This window comes from Endozoicomonas ascidiicola, from assembly GCF_001646945.1.
Taxonomy (GTDB): Bacteria; Pseudomonadota; Gammaproteobacteria; order Pseudomonadales; family Endozoicomonadaceae; genus Endozoicomonas; species Endozoicomonas ascidiicola.
On the sequence record NZ_LUTV01000006.1, the window covers coordinates 30,972 to 50,287 of the forward strand.

Genomic DNA, 19,316 nt, shown 5'->3' on the forward strand with positions numbered 1-19,316 from the left:
TCGTCTTTTGACTTCCAACCAGGCTGTATCTGCGGTGTAGCCTGAAGCAGCTCCTCCACCTGCTGGAGCGATTTGATGAGCCGTGTGTCCATTATGATTTTCATCCAGTAATTTTGGACGAAAGATCAGAAATCACAGGCTCATTTCATTTTGGAAACAAGGGCTCCGTTCAGGCTCATTTCATATTGGAAGAGACTTCTACTTTTAAATACTTTGGATCTATTAACAATAAATAGTCGCTAACAAAGTCGCTAATAATGAATAGTTGCACTTAGGCCATGCTACCTCTATCCCAGCTCATTAATGCTCAGCACTCATCGATTGACCGCTGCCTATCTGTGGAAACCTACGGACGTAAAAAACCAGCGGCCTATGAAGGCCAACAACGGATACCAGCAGCCAATAAAAATAAGCCTTCTCTAGAGCAAACCGACTTATTCCAAAGAAAAAAAACAGTCTCCGAGAAACCTCCCCTTCTTAACGTTTTGACGATTCAGCCATTTTTACAAAATCGTCTGATAAAGAAGCAGGCCATTCACCGGAGAAAACGTAATAAAAATGCCTTGAACCAGCCATCGGTCATCAATTATTGGGATAATCGATCCCCCATTGCCGTTTTTGAGAACAATGCTCGGATTCTACAGCAGTCATTAGCAAGATATCCCTCAACTACCAGCGTGCACCTTCCAGAAAACCTCAAAACGTATCTATCACAACACGATAAAAAGCATACGTTTCTTTCATCGGACTTCTGGGAGTCTCATATTGAGTACTGGCTATCGCTCAACAGCGAGCAAAGAAAGAGCACGCTGGATCAATACATGATTTCTTTTCTTATTCCCGCATCAGACCCTCGAAAAAAGCTGTACGGCCAGTGTGGCGTTATGGCAGCCAGAGATATCCCTCCATTCAGCATCATTGCACCCTACGGTGGTATGTACTGTGTGGGTAATGACCTTCTCAGCGAGCGAAATCGACACGGCACCAACGTTGTCCGCTATTCAGTAGACTGCTCAATGAACGGTATACAGATTAATCTGTGTGGATACGCCCATGGAAATATCACCATTTGTATAAATGCCAACACCACCTATGTTGAGTCTGATCCGTCTTATAAGGACAACTGTTGCTTTGTTATCGTCGTCTATAGGAACTGGCCCTATGTTTTTATCACCAGTACTGCGTCGATTAAGCAAGACTCCGAGCTATTAATTGACTACGGCAGGCAATACTGGAAGTAAACCTTTTCATACCAGCGTAAACAAGAGTTGTAGAAATGAACAAATTCTCCTTATACGTCTTATTTATATTCATCCTATCGGGGAGTTTTATTTCAACACTGTCTGCAGATGAGCCTAGTCAAAAAGCATTTGAGCAACCCTCTACATTATCTTCTGCCCAGCGACCCACTGCTCAAGAAGAAGACATTCTTTATGAAATAGAACGCATCAATCAAAAAATTGAAAAGCTGGAAGGCTCTGGCGAAATAAGCGGCACAACCAAACTGGCCATTGTCGGTATTTTGGGAACCATCGTTTATGGGGTTGTCCATGGGCACTTGACCTGGATGTTTAACCCTGAGTTTTATTTGGCAAAAGGCATCGCAGTCGTTGAAGGGTCAGCCTGGATCAATGCCGTTCTTCGAGGTGTAGTCGATACAGCAATACCCGGGCTTGCCATTGGAACACTGCTTGGTTTTGCTAATGAATACCCCGATAACCTGCCTGGCCTTAATCTAGAAACGGAAGATTTAGTAAAAGTCGGTGTTATATCTATAGTTTCAACTCTGGCAGCGACCACATTACTTGCCACAACCTGTGTCGCACTATCCAGCAACTGTCTCTCGTTTGGTAGCAGAATGTTTATCGCTGCATTTTACACAATGCCTGTTATGGCAATCATTCTGGTTGCCAATATTTATCAGCAGCGGGTCAATTTGAAAACGTTACAAATACAATTAAAAGAAGCGCACGACACCCTGGCTGAAAGGAGAAAGCTTGCTAATCAACAAGCTCAAGCGCTTCCCGCACCGGCTTGAAAGACCGCCGGTGAATGGGCGTAGCCCCCAATTTCTTGAGTGCGTCCATATGAACTTTGGTTGGGTAGCCTTTGTGTCCTGCAATACCATAACCGGGCCACTCTTTATCAAGAACAGCCATTTCCCGATCCCGAGTGACTTTAGCAACAATGGAAGCGGCAGCGATCTCAGCTACACGACTGTCGCCTTTCACTACAGCCTCTGCACGACAAGTCAGTTTTGGACAACGATTGCCATCGATATAAGCCAAATCAGGTGTTACGCTTAAACCTTCCACTGCCCTTTGCATAGCAAGCATGGTGGCATGGAGTATGTTTAGCTCGTCAATTTCAGCCACTTCAGCTCTACCCAATGACCAGGACAGCGCATCACGACAGATCAAATCGAACAGCTCATCGCGCTTTTTCTCAGACAGCTTTTTGGAATCATTAAGGCCGGGAATCGGGCGAGCTGGGTCAAGAATGACGGCAGCTGTAATCACTGGCCCGCACAACGGACCCCGCCCTACTTCATCAACACCGGCAATAATCAAACCGGGCTCCTGTTCATGGCTGAGCAGGTCAAACTGATGCTGTTTCATGGCTATTTATTCCATTTATGAGGCTGTCGAAAAAACACCAACATCTCGTCCCAATGCCTTGAGGCTGTCGCAAAATTCCAAACATCTCGCTCCCATGCTCTGCGTAGGAATGCATACCACCCTTAAATTTTCAAAGGGTTAGAAGTATGGATTCACACGCAAAGCTTGGGAACCAGAGCTTTCGCGACAGCTCGCTTTGCGTGGGAGCCGGACACCCTGATGTTTGGGGTATGCATTCCCACGCTGGAGCATGGGAACGAGGTGGTTGAGAGTTTTGGACAACCTCAGAGTATGGTAACGAGAACTGATCCTACTCAACGCTCAGAAATCACCGACATCACGCCTTCAAAAGCCAGCTTACTGGCATCCTGTTTCAGCTGTGTATGAATCTGAGAGAAATCACGCTGCAATGACTCTCGATAGGACGAATCATTCAACGCCTTAACCATCGCTTCACAGAGGTTTTCTGCGGTCGCATTATCCTGAAGCAACTCAGGAATTAACTCTCTGTCGGCCAACAGGTTCGGCAAAGCCACATACTTCACCTTTACCAGCCGGCTGATGATTGCAAAACTCAATGGTGCCATTTTATAACTCACCACCAGTGGTTTTTTATGCAGAGCCGCTTCAAGCACCGCGGTGCCTGAGGCAATCAGGATCGCATCCGCCGCCGTCATCACCGCTTGCGCCTGACCATCATAGACCGTCACATCCAAATCAGGGTATTGTGCCACCATGGGCAGAATCTGCTGCTTCCGTCGTTCATTGGCACAGGGGATCAGAAACCGGGCATCCGGGTATTCTTTGCGAAGTAAACGCGCCGTATCCAGAAACAATGAACCCAGTCGAGACACTTCACCGCTGCGACTTCCGGGTAAAAGGCCGATCACTGGCTGGACATTATCACTAATGCCAAGCGCCTTTCGGGCAGCATCCTGATCAGGATTCATAGGAATTTGATCAGCCAGTGGATGGCCGACAAAAGTAACAGGCACATCGTGCTTACGATAATAATCTACTTCGAAGGGCAGCAGTGCCAACATGTGATCAACACCGCTCTTAATCTTCTTTAATCGACTCTCACGCCATGCCCATACCTGCGGGCTTACGTAATGAACGGTTGGAATACCCGCTGATTTGAGCTTTCGCTCAAGCGCCAGATTAAAGTCTGGTGCATCGATACCAATAAAAACATCCGGTTGATCCGCGATGAACCGATCCCGTAAATCACGACGGATGCCCAGTAACTCACGAAGGCGACCCAACACTTCCACAAGCCCCATAACGGACAGCTTTTCCATGGGAAAAAGTGTGTTAAATCCCTCCGCCTGCATCAACGGACCACCAATGCCGTAGCATTCTACATCAGGATAGTGCTGTTTTATTTCTCGTACCAGCCCTGCCCCCAGCAAATCACCAGAGGCTTCACCGGCAACGATGGCAACACGCTTTAATGTCTTCCGTGAGATGCCAGCATTGATCATTAACGGGTAATTCCACGGGTAGATGCTTTAAGAGAATCAATCAACAATAGGATTTCCGGCACGGGCTCTATGGCTTCAAGGCGCTCAATCGCTTCTGTGGTTCTGAGGCCTTGACGGTAAATAATTTTGTAGCACTGACGGAGTTTACCAATCAATTCCTGACTGTAGCCGCGACGACGCATGCCTTCGAAGTTCATACCATGGGCGGCAGCCGGGTTGCCACTGGTCATGACAAAAGCGGGTACATCTTTAAACAACGCCGTATTCGCCGCGCTCATACTGTAATTGCCAATCTGACAAAATTGATGAACCGTCGTATAACCACCGATAATGACACTGTTACCGACAATCACATGGCCTGCGAGGGCAACATTGTTGGCAATCACACAGTTGTCACCAATGACACAATCGTGAGCAACATGAACGTAAGCCATCAGCAGATTATTGTTACCGATGGCCGTTAACCAGTTATCTTGAACGGTGCCACGGTGAATAGTACAACCTTCGCGGATGATATTGTTGTCACCAATCACCAGTCGGGTTGGTTCACCTGCGTATTTTTTGTCCTGATTCTCTTCGCCAACACTGGCAAACTGATAAATCCGATTCTCTCGGCCTATCGTCGTTTTACCATTAATGACAACATGGGAATGAACGCGGGTATCCGCTCCGATTTCGACATCGGCACCAATAAAGGTCCATGGACCAATTTCAACCCGTTCACCAATACGGGCACCCGGCTCAACGATGGCCTGGGGATGGACATTTGCCGTTGGATGAATATCCACCGTCGTAAGGTCAACCGCTTCTATACGGTCAACCACTTCATATTCTTTGGACAGTGTGTCACTCAAGACGCTATTTCCTTTCTTGCACACATAACTTTTTCAGAACAGACAATACTATCATCAAACTACCATCATCAAACTACCATCATCAAACTAGGCTTTTCAGGCAAAGAATGACCGGAAAAGTTTGACCGGCAAAAATGGAAAAGGCTGCACAACAGCCTTTTCCATTTTTGAAGGTACTTCCATCAGTCAGGTGTTTCGTTCGAGTTTCTTTAAACGCTTGGCAAGGTTGTCCAGTTGTCTGAACCGAACCACATTTTTCCGCCATTCCCGACTCTCCATAAAACCGGTACCGGAAGAATAAGACCCCGGGGTTTTAATGGAGTTGGTAATCATTGCCATACCACTGATAAAGGTGTTATCAGCGATGGTTAAATGACCGGAAAAGCCTGCCGCACCGGCGATAGTGCAGCTTTTACCAATTCGGGTACTGCCAGATATGCCGACACTGGCAGCAATTGCTGTGTTCTCACCAATCACCACATTGTGAGCAATCTGAATCAGGTTATCCAAACGAGCGCCGTCGTGAATTTCAGTATTACCCAGAGCACCACGGTCAATGCAGGTGTTATTGCCAATTTCGACATCGCAACCAATAACCACGCCGCCAATCTGTGAGATTTTGTGCCACTTACCATCAGAGTGCGCATTGCCAAAACCATCGCCGCCAATCACTGCGCCAGAATGGATAATGGAGCGAGCACCAATGGAGACACCATGGCAGATCGTGACATTTCGATGCAATCGAACATTTTCACCAATGACCGAGTCGTGCCCAATCACCGTGCCCGCATCAATACGCGCACCCGCTGCAATGTGAACGTTCGCTTCAATAACGACATTGGCACCAATAGCTGCACTGTCGTCTATCTGAGCACTGCCATCAACCACTGCACTTGGATGAACGCCTGATTCAAGCCCACGATCGGTATCAAACAAGGAAGACAGCCTTGCATAACCAAGATAAGGGTTATCAAGGATCAGAGCATTCCCTGAATAATCTTCTGCAATCTTTGGACTAAGGATAACAGCACCAGCCTGGGTCGTTTCCAGATATCTGGCATAGGCTGGATTGGCAAGAAAACTTAATTCATGACTGCGGGCATCCTGAAGGGTATTCAGGCCAGAGATCGCTGTATCACGATCTCCTTTCACCTGGGCTCCACAATACTCAGCCAGTTCTGCCAGAACGTATACATTACTCATGGAACATCACTCATGGAACATCACTTCATTTGGTTCAGGGTGTCAACAACATCTCGGGTTATATCAATACTCGGGCTAACATAGATAGCAGCCTGACGATCCACTACGAGATCCAGTTTCTTGGCTTTAACTACCTGGTCAATGGCAGACTGAATCATAGGGATAAGCTTCTGCATTTCAACATTATCAGCTTCAGACTTTTCTGCCCTCAGTTGACGATCTTTCAATTGAAGATCTTCAACCTTACGGCGCATTTCCAACTGACGAATTTTCAACTGTTCTTCACTGAGCGTCTGGCCATCTTTGCGCAGCTTTTCTTCCATGGTTCTCAGCTCGGTTCTGAGCTTCTCAATACTATCAATCTGCGGTTTGAATTTAGCTTCGGATGCTTTTGCATAACGTTTTCCCGCATTGGATTCGCTCAACACCGCCGCTTGGTTCAATACGCCAATCTGTGCAGCTTCAACTGCACTGGCAAAGGGTGCAAGCATAATCAGGGCAAGAATAGCCAGTCTGATGGATTTCAACATATCTCTCCTGTGATTTAAGTAATCTGTACCAATAAGTACCCAACCATATGAAATCATATTTTCTGACTCATTGGTTAGCCACTGTGCTTTGTTACATCTACGATCACATAGCTACGGCTATGCTCACTCCGATGTGCCTTGCACATTAGCCAACCACTAAGCCAGAAATATTCGATTTCATATGATCGGGTACTTAAGCAGTGACAACATTGCAATTAAGGACCTGCAAATATCGGCAAAAAGGCCATTCTATAAAGAAAAGGTGCCGTTTGGCACCTTTTAAATCAGTTAAAACACTAATATCAGAACGGTGTTCCCAAAGAGAACTGGAACGTCTGAGTTTCATCCTCGCCTTTGGAGTTCAGCGCTTTAGCCAAACTAAACGTCAACGGACCCAGTGGTGTAATCCAGGTAAGACCCAAACCACCGCTATAGCGCAGCTCGTTTAACTTAGGCTTAGTACAATCTTTAAGGTCGGCAGTGGTACTACAGGAAGTATCAAACACATTACCGTAATCAAAGAAAACACTGGTTCGCAAGGAACGCTGATCTTTCACAAAAGGTAATGGGAAGAGCACTTCAAAAGTACCTTCCACCAGAACATTACCACCGATGCTGTTCAGATCCCCGGCATTATCGTTCTGAGGTGCTTTTGGCCCGAGAGAGTTATCTTTAAAACCCCGGACAGAACCAAAGCCACCGGCATAGAAATTTTCAAAGAACGGAATTTCAGATGTGCTGCCATAAGCATCACCATAACCCAGACGGGCTGCGAAACGCGCAGTCAGGCTGCGGGTAATCGGCTGAAAATACTGCCCCTTATAAACCAGTTTGTAGAACGTGGTCGTGGAGCCCGGAGCAGCAGCAGACAACGACAGGCTCTGAGAGTGCCCCGCCGTAGGCAACAGGCCACGGTTCAATTCGGACTGAGACCAGGCTAACGATGTTTTGATGTTGGTAAACTTTTTACCTTCTTCATCAAGATACTCTGTAATGACTTTTGGCGTACCTGAGCCTGTTGAAATCTCAGTACCATCAACACCCAGACTAAAACTGACGGATTCCGTTTCAGACAGCGGGTAACCATATCGAACATTCCCGCCGAAGGTGTCCGCAGCGTAGCTTGAAATATCCGTATCGCTGTAGTCATAGGTTCTGTAATACACGTCAAACCCACGGGAAACACCATCGATGGTGTAGTACGGATCCATGAAGCTGAAGTTATAGAGTTGGCTGACATCACTCTTGTTCAGACCAACGCTGACTTTGTTACCGGAACCCAGGAAGTTACTTTGGCTGACAGAGCCACCCAACAGCAAACCATCGGATTGCGAGAAACCCACACTGGCGGTCACACTGCCAGAAGGCTGCTCTTCGACGGTGTAGTTAACGTCGATCTGGTCATTGGTTCCAGGTACCGGTGGCGTTTCTACGTTGACTTCTTTGAAGTAACCCAGACGCTCAAGACGCACCTTGGACTGCTCAATTTTATGGGTACTGGCGGACGCACCTTCCATCTGACGCATTTCACGGCGCAGTACTTCGTCATCCGTCTTGGTATTACCGGAGAAGTTTATCCGACGGACGTAAGCACGACGACCCGGATCAACAAAGAACGTCAACTCAACCGTTTGATTATCGTGATCGGGTTTTGGAATACCAGTGATGTTGGCAAATGTATACCCTTCATTCCCCAATCGACGGCTGAGAATTTCTTCCGTGGTGGTGATCAACTTACGAGAGAACACCTGATCCTTTCTCGCCAACAGCAGTTTTTCAGCTTCCGCTTCCGGAATTACCAGATCACCAGCCAATTTAACGTCACTGATCGTGTATTTATCACCTTCATCAATATTGGTGGTGATATAAACGCTTTGCTTATCCGGGCTGATGGAAACCTGAGTAGACGTAATATTGAAATTAATATAGCCGCGATCCAGATACCAGGACCTTAACCGCTCCAAATCACCAGAAAGTTTTTCACGGGAATATTTATCAGCAGAGGTAAAGAACTGATACCACTCAGCCGTTTGAAGCTCAAACAACTCCAGCAGTTCTTCTTTTGGAAAAGCGTTATTGCCCACAATATTCATATGTTGAATCGTGGCAACCTTGCCTTCCTTCACATCAATACCGAGTTTTACACGATTACGGGGCTGTGGCTCCACATTCGCTGTAATACTTGCGCCATAACGACCCTGAGCAACGTACTGACGCTCAAGCTCCAGACGAATACCTTCAAGGGTTGCCTGCTGAAAGATTTCACCTTCAGCCAAGCCCGAACGTTCAAGACCTTTCATCAGGTCTTCTGTTTTTATGGCTTTGTTGCCTTTGATATCAATAGCGCTGATCGAAGGCCGCTCAACCACCGCAACCACCAGCACATTGCCATCCCGGGACATACGAATATCATTAAAGTAGCCTGTCTGGTACAGAGCTCGAGTTGCTCCGGCTATTTCAGGCGATTGAATATCGTCTCCAACCTCCATAGGCAGAGCATTAAAAACTGTTCCGGCTGAAACCCGCTGAAGGCCATCAATCCGGATATCTGAGACGACAAAGGCGTTGGCGCCAGGCGCCATGGCTAGTGAGCCAATCAGCAGAGACAACAGTGATCGCTTCATGGAATCCGTTCTTATCCGTGTTCATTGTGCATTAACGTGAAAAACATAATACTTCAACGTTCTTCGCTAGTCGCAGAGAAGACAATGCTTCTCCATCCATAATTAAGCCTGTTAAGACTACTGAAACAAACGACTCAAGTCGTTATACATGGCCAGCATCATGACGCCGGCCACCAGAGTCACACCCACTTTTATACCAAAAGTTTGAGCCTGCTCTGAAAGCGGTTTGCCTCTTACCAGCTCCACCAGATAAAACAGTAGATGACCACCATCCAGCACCGGTATAGGAAGTAGATTTAATACGCCAAGGCTGACACTCAACATGGCCAGAAAATAGAGAAAATTCTCAAGCCCTGATTCAAAGGACGCGCCAGCCACTTTAGCAATGGTTATCGGACCACTCAAGTTTTTCACTGAAACCAGCCCTTTAATCATCTTCCAGATGGACTCCAGTGTCATACTTGTCAGCGACCAGGTGGCTTCTGCACCTTTTACCAAAGCATCCACAGGGCCATATTGAAGATGACGAATCATGGCTTCAGGCCAACTGACCCCGGCAACACCGGCACCAATGTACCCGGTCTTAACACCCTCCACTTCTCGACTACCAGGGATCAAATCAAGAGCGACCGGGGCTCCGTCACGAAGAACGTCCAGTTGAACAAGTGTCTCTGGGTTGGCACGAATAATCTCGACAAAATGCATCCAGTCGAAAACCGGTTCGCCGTTGGCTTCAAGAACGGTATCACCGGATAACAGGCCATCTCGATGGGCCGCACCCTCTTCAGCGACCTGGCCGATCACCGCAGGAATTTCAGGGGAAAAAGGAATAATACCAAGAGAACGAATGGGGTCTGGCTGCTCTTCACCTACCAGCCAGCGGGAAATCTGAACCGTTTTATCGCGAACCGGGCTATCAGACGCCACCTCCCCAGGCACGCCCGGCTGCACAGCAAAGGTAACCGAACCAGTTTCGCCAAGACTGCCCAGCAGTTCCATATTGACAGACTGCCAGCCCGGCGTCTCCACGCCATCCACTGCAACAATTTCATCACCGGGTAAAATACCCGCAACCGCGGCGGGGGATTCTGGCAACACCTCGCCCACCTGAGGCATTAACGTGCGAACACCCACCAGATACATCAACCAGAGAGCCACTATTGCCAGTAGAAAATTCGCAATAGGCCCCGCAGCCACAATCGCAATTCGCGAAAGAACGGGCTGACTATTAAACGACAGGTGTTTTTCTTCATCGGAAACCGGACCTTCGCGCTCGTCCAGCATTTTTACATAGCCGCCCAGAGGAATCAGGGCAATGGAATATTCAGTACCCTGTCGATCGGTTCGACTCCAAAGCGACTTACCAAAACCGACAGAAAAACGTAGCACCTTCACACCGCATCGGCGCGCTACCCAAAAATGACCAAACTCATGAATACTCACCAGAATACCCAGTGTAATCACAAAGGCAAAAATAGTTTGAACGGAGCTTCCCACTTGCGCCAACAGCATTTCCATAGTTACGCAACACCCTGCAATTGAGATACTTGTTTCTGTGCCAGATCACGAGCTTCTTTATCCGCTTCCAACACCAGTTCCAATTCGGTAGCACTCACTACCGATAATGTCTGAAGCGTTGCATCAATAACATCAGGAATGCGATCAAAACGCAGTTTGCGATTTAAAAAGGCGCCCACGGCCACTTCATTAGCGGCGTTCATCATAGCCGCTGCAGTTCCACCGCTGACTGCCACATCCTGAGCCAGTTTCAGACAACGATAGCGATTCATATCAGGCACTTGAAAGTCCAGACGAGCCACCTCCATCAATGACAAAGGCGCCACACCGGAAGGAATCCTTTCTGGCCATGCCAGCGCATGAGCAATGGGGGTTCGCATATCAGGATTGCCCATTTGAGCCAGTACGGAGCCGTCAATATAGTCCACCATGGAGTGAATCACACTTTGAGGGTGAATCACTACTTCCACCTGATCAGGCCTTGCATCAAACAGCCAGCAGGCTTCGATAAACTCAAGGCCTTTATTCATCATGGTGGCGGAATCCACGGAAATTTTACGTCCCATGCTCCAGTTCGGATGTGCACACGCTTGCTCTGGGGTAATCTGCGCGTAGCTTTCCACGGGTGCGTTGCGGAATGGCCCACCAGACGCCGTTAACAATATGCGCCGGACACCGGTAACCTCAAGCCCCTGTTGATAATTGCCCGGAAGACACTGAAAAATCGCATTATGCTCACTATCAATAGGCAACAAAACAGAGCCCGATGCTTTCACTGCATCCATAAACAAAGCACCGGTCATGACCAGCGCTTCTTTATTGGCCAGAAGGATTTTCTTTCCTGCGTTGACTGCTGCCATGGTTGGCGCCAACCCCGCAGCGCCAACAATGGCCGCCATCACCACATCAACATCGGCATCAGAAGCTGCACTGCACATAGCTTCCACACCAATATCCAAGGCCAACTTTATGCCTTCTTGCGTCAACACACTCTGTATTTTTTTTGCAGCATCAGCATCCGCCATCACCACCCGTTGAGGGCGAAACTGCCGAATCTGCTCGAGCATCACATCACTATTCTGACCAGCAACCAGTGAATGCACCTGATAACGATCCGGGTTACGGGCAATAACATTCAGAGTGCTTTTGCCAATAGACCCGGTAGAGCCCAGCACGCACACCTGCTGAATAGAAGCTGACGTCATTCAGTTATATTCCTCTGAAAACCAAAACTGTCAGTAAGTAAATCGGGACTGCGGCGGTGAGACTGTCAATTCGATCCATCACGCCCCCATGCCCGGGAAGAAGACTACCACTATCTTTCACTCCCCGTTCGCGCTTCAGGACACTTTCCCAAAGATCACCAAGCACCGAGAACAAAACGGTGGCGATGGTCGTCAATAAAAAGAATACGCCTCGATCCAATCCATTTCGGCCTACCATAATCGCAACAGCAGCCAAAAGCACAGCCAAGAGCAGACCTCCAACTAATCCTTCCAGGGTTTTTTTGGGGCTGACACGCTCAATCAATTTTGTCCGACCAAATCGTTTGCCGGCAAAATACGCCCCACAATCCGCCGCCCAGACGATCACAAGCACCGTTGCAATCTGCATGGAGGCATCACCCATCTGCTTCATGATATAAAGCGAGAACCACGCAGGAACCAGAGTCAATACACCCATAACCAAACGAATGTAGCGATTTTTAAGACAGACTTTGCTTTTCGGATAACCCTTTACCAACATCAGTGACACCAGCCACCACACACCGGCAATAGCAAGCATCCAATTGGTTGGCATATAAATAGAGGCTGCGCATAAGGCACCAATAGCGAAAGCATAAAGCAATCGGGGCAGTTTACACTCAAAGCCAGAGAGATTTGCCCACTCCCAGGCGCCTATCATAATGATCAAGCCGATAAATAATGCAAATCCGGTTAATGGCAGGAGAAACACTCCTGCCAGAGCCAGCGGCGCTAATATCAAGGCAGTTATAATTCTTTGTTTCAGCACGCAGTTTCAGCCTCCACCTGCTCGCTGGTTTTGCCAAATCGTCGCTGTCGGCAGGAATAATTCGACAATGCCTGTCGAAATGCATCCCGCCCAAAATCCGGCCATAAAGTTTCGGTAAAATAAAATTCGCTATAGGCACACTGCCAGAGCAAAAAGTTACTGATTCGTTGTTCGCCACTGGTTCTGATTAACAGATCTGGCACTGGAAGCCCCGCCGTACTGAGATGACTCTCCAGTACAGACTCAGTGATATCTTCCGGCCGCAACTCCCCGCGGGATACTTTTTCCGCAACCTGTTTGGATGCCTGAGTAATATCCCACATACCGCCGTAGTTTGCTGCAATCACCAGAGTGACTGCATAATCTTCCGCGGTGGACGCTTCGGCTTCACGAATGTACTTTTGAATATCCCTGCTGAACCGGGAAGTATCACCAATCACTTTCAGGCGAATCCGGTTCTTTTTAAGCTTGCCAGTCTCTTTTTTCAGCGCTCGCAAAAACAGGCGCATAAGGCCATTCACTTCAATAGCAGGTCGATTCCAGTTCTCACTGCTAAACGCAAACAGCGTCAGCACTTCAACGCCAAAATCGCCACAGGCCTCAACCACTTCACGTACCCGCTCAACACCAGCGCGGTGACCGGAAAGCCCGGGCAGGTTGTTCTTTTTGGCCCAGCGATTGTTACCATCAAGAATTATTGCGACATGGCGAGGCAGGTTCTCTGGCAGACTCTCCATAAGAGAATCCTGATTATGACTGCTTGACTGAGATGAGGAGTTGGCCATGAATAAAAGATCTGACAATGGGCAGGTTCAATAAGTGTAACTTTCAACCTTGAAGGAGCCAGCAACAAAAAGCAAGCTCATGATGACACATATATGACAACTGACGCCTGCTTTATTCAAAGGGAGCAGCCTATGCGTACTCCCAATGTCAGCCCCAGCCGAGGCCAGACAGTAAAGCCAGCAATCAGATCGCCATCAAATCCTGCTCTTTTGCAGCGAGGCTTTTATCTGCCTCAGCAACAAAATGATCAGTCAGCTTCTGAATATCATCCTGAGCACGACGCTCATCGTCCTCACTGATCTCTTTTTCTTTTTCCAGCTCTTTCACGTCTGCCAAAGCATCACGACGAATATTGCGAATCGCAATTCGAGCATGCTCAGCATCCGCACGCGCTTGCTTGGTGTAACCCTTACGAGTCTCTTCCGTCAACGGCGGCAGAGGGATACGAATCACTTCTCCGGCAGTCGAAGGATTCAGCCCCAGATCAGACTTCATGATCGCCTTTTCAATATCCGGAACCGCTTGTCTTTCCCAGACACGTACCGCCAGCGTACGACCATCTTCTACAGAAATGTTCGCCAGCTGGCTGAGCGGTGTTTCAGAACCGTAGTAAGAAACACGAACACCGTCCAAAAGACTTGGATGAGCACGACCCGTACGAATCTTGTTGAAGGCAACCGTCAACGATTCAATGGTTTTACCCATGCGCTCTTTAGCATCATCTTTAATTTCATTGATCATCATTAACCCCCGTTTACCAGTGTACCTTCATTACCACCAACCACCAGATTCAGCAGCGCGCCAGACTTATTCATGTTAAATACACGAACCGGCATCTGCTGATCGCGTACCAAGCAGATAGCGGTTAAATCCATCACGCCCAACTTACGCTCAAGGACATCATCATAGGTCAGCTGATCAAATTTCACCGCATCTGAGTGCTTCACCGGATCTTTGTCATAGACACCATCCACCTTGGTCGCCTTCAATACTGCATCCGCACCCACCTCAATGCCTCGCAGGCAAGCAGCGGTATCGGTAGTAAAGAACGGGTTACCGGTTCCGGCAGAAAAGATCACCACATCACCGGTACCCAGATATCGGATAGCACGACGATGGTCGTAATGTTCAACCACACCACTGATGGGTGTTGCTGACATCACACGAGTATTGATATTGGAACGTTCCAGAGCATCGCGCATGGCCAGGGCATTCATGACCGTTGCCAGCATTCCCATATGATCGCCGGTCACCCGGTCTAGACCCGCCGCACTCAGCTGCGCACCGCGAAAAAGATTACCACCACCAATAACGATGCCTACCTGGACACCGATGCCAACCAGTTGACCGATCTCCAGCGCCATGCGATCCAGCACTTTGGGATCAATGCCAAACTCACCTTCGCCCTGCAGGGCTTCACCACTGAGTTTAAGCAGAATTCGTTTGTATTTGGGTTGACTATCACTTGCTGGCATATTCAGTTTCCGGATCTGTTAACAATACCCAATGCACATTCTACCTAGAAAGTGCGATAGGTATACACTCTTAATGGACATAAAAAAGACCCGCCCTGTTATACAGAGCGGGTCTTTTTAAACTTACAGTCCAGCTTGAGCGCGAACTTCAGCAGCGAAGTCTACAACTTCTTTCTCGATACCTTCACCCACTTCGAAACGTACGAAGGCAGCAACAGTGGCATCAGCCTGCTTGGCGAAAGCACCAACAGTCACTTCTGGGTTCTTAACGAAAGGCTGTTCAACCAGGCTGTTTTCAGCCAGGAATTTGCCGATACGACCGCCGATCATTTTCTCAACGATCTGCTCTGGCTTACCCGCCATGTCTGGCTGAGCCTTGATGATCTCTTTCTCTTTCTCAACGATCTCAGCAGGCATGTCTTCCGTGTTAACCACTTGTGGGTTAACCGCAGCAACGTGCATGGAAACATCGCGAGCGACGTCAGCGTTACCGCCTTCGAGCTTGGTCAGAACCGCAATACGGCTGTTGCCGTGTACGTAAGAACCAATCACGCCGCCTTCAACCAGAGCGATACGACGAACGCCGATGTTCTCACCGATTTTCTGAACCAATGCCTGACGAGCAGTTTCCAACTCACCTTCCATCAGAACAGCAACGTCAGTTTCTTTACGATCGAACGCAGCATCAACAACAGACTGAACATAGTTCAGGAAGTTGTCGTCACGGGCAACGAAGTCCGTTTCGCTGTTCACTTCAACCAGAACGCCGTAGCTGCCGTCTTCAGCAACTTTAACAGCAACAATACCTTCAGCAGCGATACGACCTGCTTTTTTAGCAGCCTTCGCCTGACCGGATTTACGCATGTCTTCGATAGCAACTTCGATGTCACCATTGGCTTCAACCAGTGCTTTTTTGCACTCCATCATGCCCAGACCAGTGCGCTCGCGCAGTTCTTTTACCATTGCCGCACTAACTGCTGCCATGATTGATTCCTCTCAAATTGAAATTTTATTTTCCGCCCCCCTGCTAATCACCGGAAGCGAACCAGAAAAGTTATTTTCACATCGGAAAAAAGGGGGCAAAGCCCCCTTTTACTCCAAACCGTTTCTGCTTTTTTATCGACAACGCATCCAGGTCAGAACTGACACTTTATCGATCCGAAATCCAGAAACCGTCTGGAGCAGGATCTCAAGAACCTCAGGCTTCTTCAGAACCTTCAGCAGCCGGAGCTTCAGATACTTCTGCCTTAGGAGCAGCTTCTTCTGCCTTAGGAGCAGCTTCTTCAGCTTTTGGTGCTTTTGGCGCTTCAGCAACTTCAACGAATTCGCTTTCAGTACCAGTGTTCGCGCGAGCACGGCCTTCCAGAATCACATCAGCAGCCGCTCTCAGGTACAGCTGAATAGCACGGATCGCATCATCGTTACCTGGGATGATGTAATCAACGCCTTCCGGGCTGGAGTTGGTGTCAACGATACCGATGACAGGGATACCCAGCTTGTTAGCTTCCTGAATAGCGATGCGCTCGTGCTCAACGTCGATAACGAACAGCGCGTCAGGCAGGCTACCCATGTCCTTGATACCGCCCAGACCACGATCCAGCTTTTCCAGATCACGGGTGCGCATCAGAGCTTCTTTCTTGGTCAGCTTTTCAAAAGTACCATCGCCACTCTGGATTTCCAGGTCACGCAGACGCTTGATGGACTGACGAATAGTCTTGTAGTTGGTCAGCATGCCGCCGAGCCAGCGATGATCAACGTAAGGCATGCCACAACGGGATGCTTCTTCACGGATAATCTTGCCAGCTGCACGCTTGGTGCCAACAAACATTACCTTGTTCTTGCCTTCAGCCAGCTTGCCAATGAACTGCAGAGCGCCGTTGAAAGCAGGCAGGGTGTGCTCAAGGTTGATGATATGAATCTTGTTGCGCGCACCAAAGATGAACTTGTTCATCTTTGGGTTCCAGTAGCGAGTCTGGTGACCGAAATGCACGCCGGCCTTGAGCATGTCACGCATAGTGACTTGAGTCATGGGAATCTCCTGATTCAGGGTTATGCCTCCATACACCCCATGCGTTCGACCCGTCTCTGACTAAAGATAGGGCACCCGGAAGCATGTGTCGGTGTACGTGAGATCTATGTAACATTCATTAATTTCGAGCACAAACCGCCCAAATCATTGAGCTAATTTATCCTCAGCCGTTCTTCCTCCCGTTAACCGGTAAGAAAAACAAGCGACGCTTTATACCATATTCTGAAAATATCTGAAACTTTTTCATCCAACTGTATCGTACATAAGCGACATAATTCCATGGCGGACCATAGAAGATACAAAAACACCAAACATTGGGTAAGATGCTATCTAAAGGAAATAGCATTGAGCCTGTAGGTCGATAATTCTGCAGGAATTGCCGACCAATCGCCCCGGCTGATCGTCGTACCGACCTGCAGATGCAAATCTGTTTCAATAAAAAAACCAGCATTTCAAACATCAGGAGCGTCATCTTGTCCAAGGCATACAACAATCTCGTAGAACGTTTCCAGAAGATTTACCGCTTACAGCACTTAGGCTCCATCGCCGGTTGGGACCAGGCAGCCAATATGCCATCCGGAGGCAACAACGCCCGTAGTGCTGCACTGGCGGAGCTGAACACACTGCTCCACCAGCTTATTACCGACCAAGATATGGACTACTGGTTAAAAGAGGCAGAAAAAGATACACCAGATCATGACACCCGATGCTCACTGGCAGAAATGACCCTGGAGTACCAAAAAGCCAATATCATTCCGGATGATCTGGTGCGGGCACAAACCCTGACCTCCAACCAATGCGAGCATGCCTGGCGCACCCAGCGCGCCGATAATGACTGGACAGGCTTTGCCAAAAATCTTCAGGAAGTCGTCAACCTCTCCCGCCAGGAAGCCACCATCAGAGCAGAGCACACCGACACCTCAGCTTATAACGCGCTACTTGAACTCTATGAACCAGGGGTTAACACCCAAGCGCTGGACACGTTATTTGGCGACCTGAAAACCTGGCTGCCCGGTTACATCCAGCAAGCAAAGGACAAACAGTCCAGCCGTAAGACAATTCAACCCACAGGCACATTCTCACAAGAAAACCAGGAAGCCCTCGGTCTGGATGTAATGAAATTACTGGGCTTTGATTTTGATCACGGACGCCTTGACGTCAGCACTCATCCATTTTGCGGTGGGGTTAACGAAGATGTGCGCATGACCACCCGTTACAGCGAAGATAACTTTGTCGAAGCATTAATGGGCACCATCCACGAAACCGGTCATGCCCGTTACAACCAGAATCTGCCAAAAGATAATCCGGAGCTGCCCATTTCTTTTTACCGCTCCATGAGCATTCACGAAGGACAAAGTTTATTCTTTGAAATGCAGCTGGGTCGAAGCTCTGAATTCCTCTCACTGATACAGCCCTTAATCGTCAAACATCTGTGTCACGGTAAACAAGCACCATTCGCCTCTCTTGATAACCTTGAAAAGATTTACACCGAAGTTCGCCCGGGCTTTATTCGCGTGGATGCCGATGAAATCACCTACCCCGCACACATCATTCTACGCTACGAAATTGAGCGGGATCTTATCGAAGGCAACATAGAAGTGAACGACATTCCCGATCTCTGGCAGCAGAAAATGAAAGATTATCTCGGGCTGGATGTCGCTGGTGATCACAAAAATGGCTGCATGCAGGATATTCACTGGCCAATGGGCGCCTTTGGTTACTTCCCAAGCTACACATTAGGCGCCATGACCGCCGCCCAATTATTTGCCGCCCAGAAAAAAGCCATGCCGGATATTACTGATCAGATCCGCCAGGGTAACCTGACGCCGATTTTTGATTGGTTGCAGGAGAATATCTGGTCACAAGGCAGACGTTTTTCCACCAGCGAATTAATGACCCGCGCAACCGGCGAACCCCTGAATGCCAATTTCTTCCGGGAGCACGTAAAGCAGCGATATTTATAAGTATTTCGATGCCATAGATGAATAACCCGGCCTCACCCATGATGACGCCGGGTTTATTAAATAGGTCATTGTGATAACAGGATAACCCCAAGCACACAAAAAAATGTAACTTCTCAAAAAGTGCTGGACGCTGCCAAAAATCGTGCAAGATAATAGTGCATGATTATTGATTACCAAGGGCTACAGTAATTTGGCACTAACGTTGCCCAGCAGTTATT

The 19,316-nt window shown here is 48.3% G+C and carries 17 protein-coding genes; 3 read left to right on the forward strand and 14 right to left on the reverse strand.

All coding sequences use genetic code 11. The annotated features are described in order from the left end of the window. The first annotated feature begins 278 nt into the window (after positions 1-278). Together AKL11_RS17230 and AKL11_RS17235 are read left to right on the forward strand one after the other, a co-directional pair. Positions 279-1,241: an SET domain-containing protein-lysine N-methyltransferase gene (locus AKL11_RS17230; protein WP_067519827.1), complete on the forward strand. Its 963-nt coding sequence runs from the start codon at positions 279-281 to the stop codon at positions 1,239-1,241. Positions 1,242-1,276: 35 nt separating this feature from the next. Continuing rightward, positions 1,277-2,038: a hypothetical protein gene (locus AKL11_RS17235; RefSeq protein WP_067519828.1), complete on the forward strand. Its 762-nt coding sequence runs from the start codon at positions 1,277-1,279 to the stop codon at positions 2,036-2,038. Here AKL11_RS17235 and rnhB read toward each other — a convergent pair. The 14 genes from rnhB to rpsB form a co-directional block, all read right to left on the reverse strand. Beyond that, positions 2,001-2,618, reverse strand: coding sequence for a ribonuclease HII (gene rnhB, locus AKL11_RS17240; protein ID WP_067519829.1), 618 nt, complete (start codon positions 2,616-2,618; stop codon positions 2,001-2,003). The two genes, AKL11_RS17235 and rnhB, sit on opposite strands and share 38 nt — an antisense overlap. 314 nt (positions 2,619-2,932) lie before the next feature. Beyond that, complete coding sequence (gene lpxB, locus AKL11_RS17245) at positions 2,933-4,102, reverse strand: lipid-A-disaccharide synthase (protein WP_067519831.1); 1,170 nt, start codon at positions 4,100-4,102, stop codon at positions 2,933-2,935. Then, on the reverse strand, positions 4,102-4,884 hold the full coding sequence (gene lpxA / locus AKL11_RS17250; RefSeq protein WP_216636823.1) for an acyl-ACP--UDP-N-acetylglucosamine O-acyltransferase: 783 nt from the start codon (positions 4,882-4,884) through the stop codon (positions 4,102-4,104). Before lpxA ends, lpxB begins: the two co-directional genes overlap by 1 nt. Before the next feature lie 258 nt (positions 4,885-5,142). Further along, a complete protein-coding gene (lpxD, locus tag AKL11_RS17255; RefSeq protein WP_067519833.1) occupies positions 5,143-6,159 on the reverse strand; it encodes a UDP-3-O-(3-hydroxymyristoyl)glucosamine N-acyltransferase in 1,017 nt (338 codons plus the stop codon). A gap of 20 nt (positions 6,160-6,179) precedes the next feature. Further along, complete coding sequence (locus AKL11_RS17260; RefSeq protein WP_067519835.1) at positions 6,180-6,689, reverse strand: OmpH/Skp family outer membrane protein; 510 nt, start codon at positions 6,687-6,689, stop codon at positions 6,180-6,182. 302 nt (positions 6,690-6,991) lie between these two features. Continuing rightward, complete coding sequence (gene bamA, locus AKL11_RS17265) at positions 6,992-9,313, reverse strand: outer membrane protein assembly factor BamA (RefSeq protein WP_067519837.1); 2,322 nt, start codon at positions 9,311-9,313, stop codon at positions 6,992-6,994. Positions 9,314-9,430: 117 nt separating this feature from the next. After that, on the reverse strand, positions 9,431-10,831 hold the full coding sequence (gene rseP / locus AKL11_RS17270; protein ID WP_253705248.1) for a sigma E protease regulator RseP: 1,401 nt from the start codon (positions 10,829-10,831) through the stop codon (positions 9,431-9,433). A gap of 2 nt (positions 10,832-10,833) precedes the next feature. After that, positions 10,834-12,036 carry a 1-deoxy-D-xylulose-5-phosphate reductoisomerase gene (ispC, locus tag AKL11_RS17275; RefSeq protein ID WP_067519839.1) on the reverse strand — a complete coding sequence of 401 codons (1,203 nt, stop codon included), beginning with the start codon at positions 12,034-12,036 and terminating at the stop codon, positions 10,834-10,836. Between the two features lie 4 nt (positions 12,037-12,040). Further along, positions 12,041-12,844 (reverse strand): phosphatidate cytidylyltransferase, encoded by an 804-nt coding sequence (locus tag AKL11_RS17280; protein ID WP_067519840.1) that lies wholly within the window; start codon positions 12,842-12,844, stop codon positions 12,041-12,043. Then, the gene (uppS, locus tag AKL11_RS17285) at positions 12,838-13,581 is read right to left on the reverse strand and encodes a polyprenyl diphosphate synthase (RefSeq protein ID WP_067519841.1); all 744 of its coding nucleotides are present in this window, start codon (positions 13,579-13,581) and stop codon (positions 12,838-12,840) included. Before uppS ends, AKL11_RS17280 begins: the two co-directional genes overlap by 7 nt. A gap of 232 nt (positions 13,582-13,813) precedes the next feature. Further along, on the reverse strand, positions 13,814-14,371 hold the full coding sequence (frr, locus tag AKL11_RS17290) for a ribosome recycling factor (protein ID WP_067520515.1): 558 nt from the start codon (positions 14,369-14,371) through the stop codon (positions 13,814-13,816). 2 nt (positions 14,372-14,373) lie between these two features. Further along, positions 14,374-15,105, reverse strand: coding sequence for a UMP kinase (pyrH, locus tag AKL11_RS17295; protein ID WP_067519842.1), 732 nt, complete (start codon positions 15,103-15,105; stop codon positions 14,374-14,376). A 123-nt stretch (positions 15,106-15,228) separates the two neighbouring features. Beyond that, a complete protein-coding gene (gene tsf, locus AKL11_RS17300; RefSeq protein ID WP_067519844.1) occupies positions 15,229-16,089 on the reverse strand; it encodes a translation elongation factor Ts in 861 nt (286 codons plus the stop codon). Between the two features lie 214 nt (positions 16,090-16,303). Continuing rightward, the gene (gene rpsB / locus AKL11_RS17305; protein WP_067519845.1) at positions 16,304-17,134 is read right to left on the reverse strand and encodes a 30S ribosomal protein S2; all 831 of its coding nucleotides are present in this window, start codon (positions 17,132-17,134) and stop codon (positions 16,304-16,306) included. 473 nt (positions 17,135-17,607) lie between these two features. Here rpsB and AKL11_RS17310 point away from each other — a divergent pair, with 473 nt between their 5' ends. Further along, complete coding sequence (locus tag AKL11_RS17310; RefSeq protein WP_067520517.1) at positions 17,608-19,098, forward strand: carboxypeptidase M32; 1,491 nt, start codon at positions 17,608-17,610, stop codon at positions 19,096-19,098. Positions 19,099-19,316 lie beyond the last annotated feature (218 nt).

Coding starts and splice junctions, on each gene's coding strand:
- AKL11_RS17230 (WP_067519827.1), top strand. CDS start 279: ATGCTACCTCTATCCCAGCTCATTAATGCTCAGCACTCATCGATTGAC.
- AKL11_RS17235 (WP_067519828.1), top strand. CDS start 1,277: ATGAACAAATTCTCCTTATACGTCTTATTTATATTCATCCTATCGGGG.
- rnhB (WP_067519829.1), bottom strand. CDS start 2,618: ATGAAACAGCATCAGTTTGACCTGCTCAGCCATGAACAGGAGCCCGGT.
- lpxB (WP_067519831.1), bottom strand. CDS start 4,102: ATGATCAATGCTGGCATCTCACGGAAGACATTAAAGCGTGTTGCCATC.
- lpxD (WP_067519833.1), bottom strand. CDS start 6,159: ATGAGTAATGTATACGTTCTGGCAGAACTGGCTGAGTATTGTGGAGCC.
- AKL11_RS17260 (WP_067519835.1), bottom strand. CDS start 6,689: ATGTTGAAATCCATCAGACTGGCTATTCTTGCCCTGATTATGCTTGCA.
- bamA (WP_067519837.1), bottom strand. CDS start 9,313: ATGAAGCGATCACTGTTGTCTCTGCTGATTGGCTCACTAGCCATGGCG.
- rseP (WP_253705248.1), bottom strand. CDS start 10,831: ATGGAAATGCTGTTGGCGCAAGTGGGAAGCTCCGTTCAAACTATTTTT.
- ispC (WP_067519839.1), bottom strand. CDS start 12,036: ATGACGTCAGCTTCTATTCAGCAGGTGTGCGTGCTGGGCTCTACCGGG.
- uppS (WP_067519841.1), bottom strand. CDS start 13,581: ATGGAGAGTCTGCCAGAGAACCTGCCTCGCCATGTCGCAATAATTCTT.
- frr (WP_067520515.1), bottom strand. CDS start 14,371: ATGATCAATGAAATTAAAGATGATGCTAAAGAGCGCATGGGTAAAACC.
- pyrH (WP_067519842.1), bottom strand. CDS start 15,105: ATGCCAGCAAGTGATAGTCAACCCAAATACAAACGAATTCTGCTTAAA.
- tsf (WP_067519844.1), bottom strand. CDS start 16,089: ATGGCAGCAGTTAGTGCGGCAATGGTAAAAGAACTGCGCGAGCGCACT.
- rpsB (WP_067519845.1), bottom strand. CDS start 17,134: ATGACTCAAGTCACTATGCGTGACATGCTCAAGGCCGGCGTGCATTTC.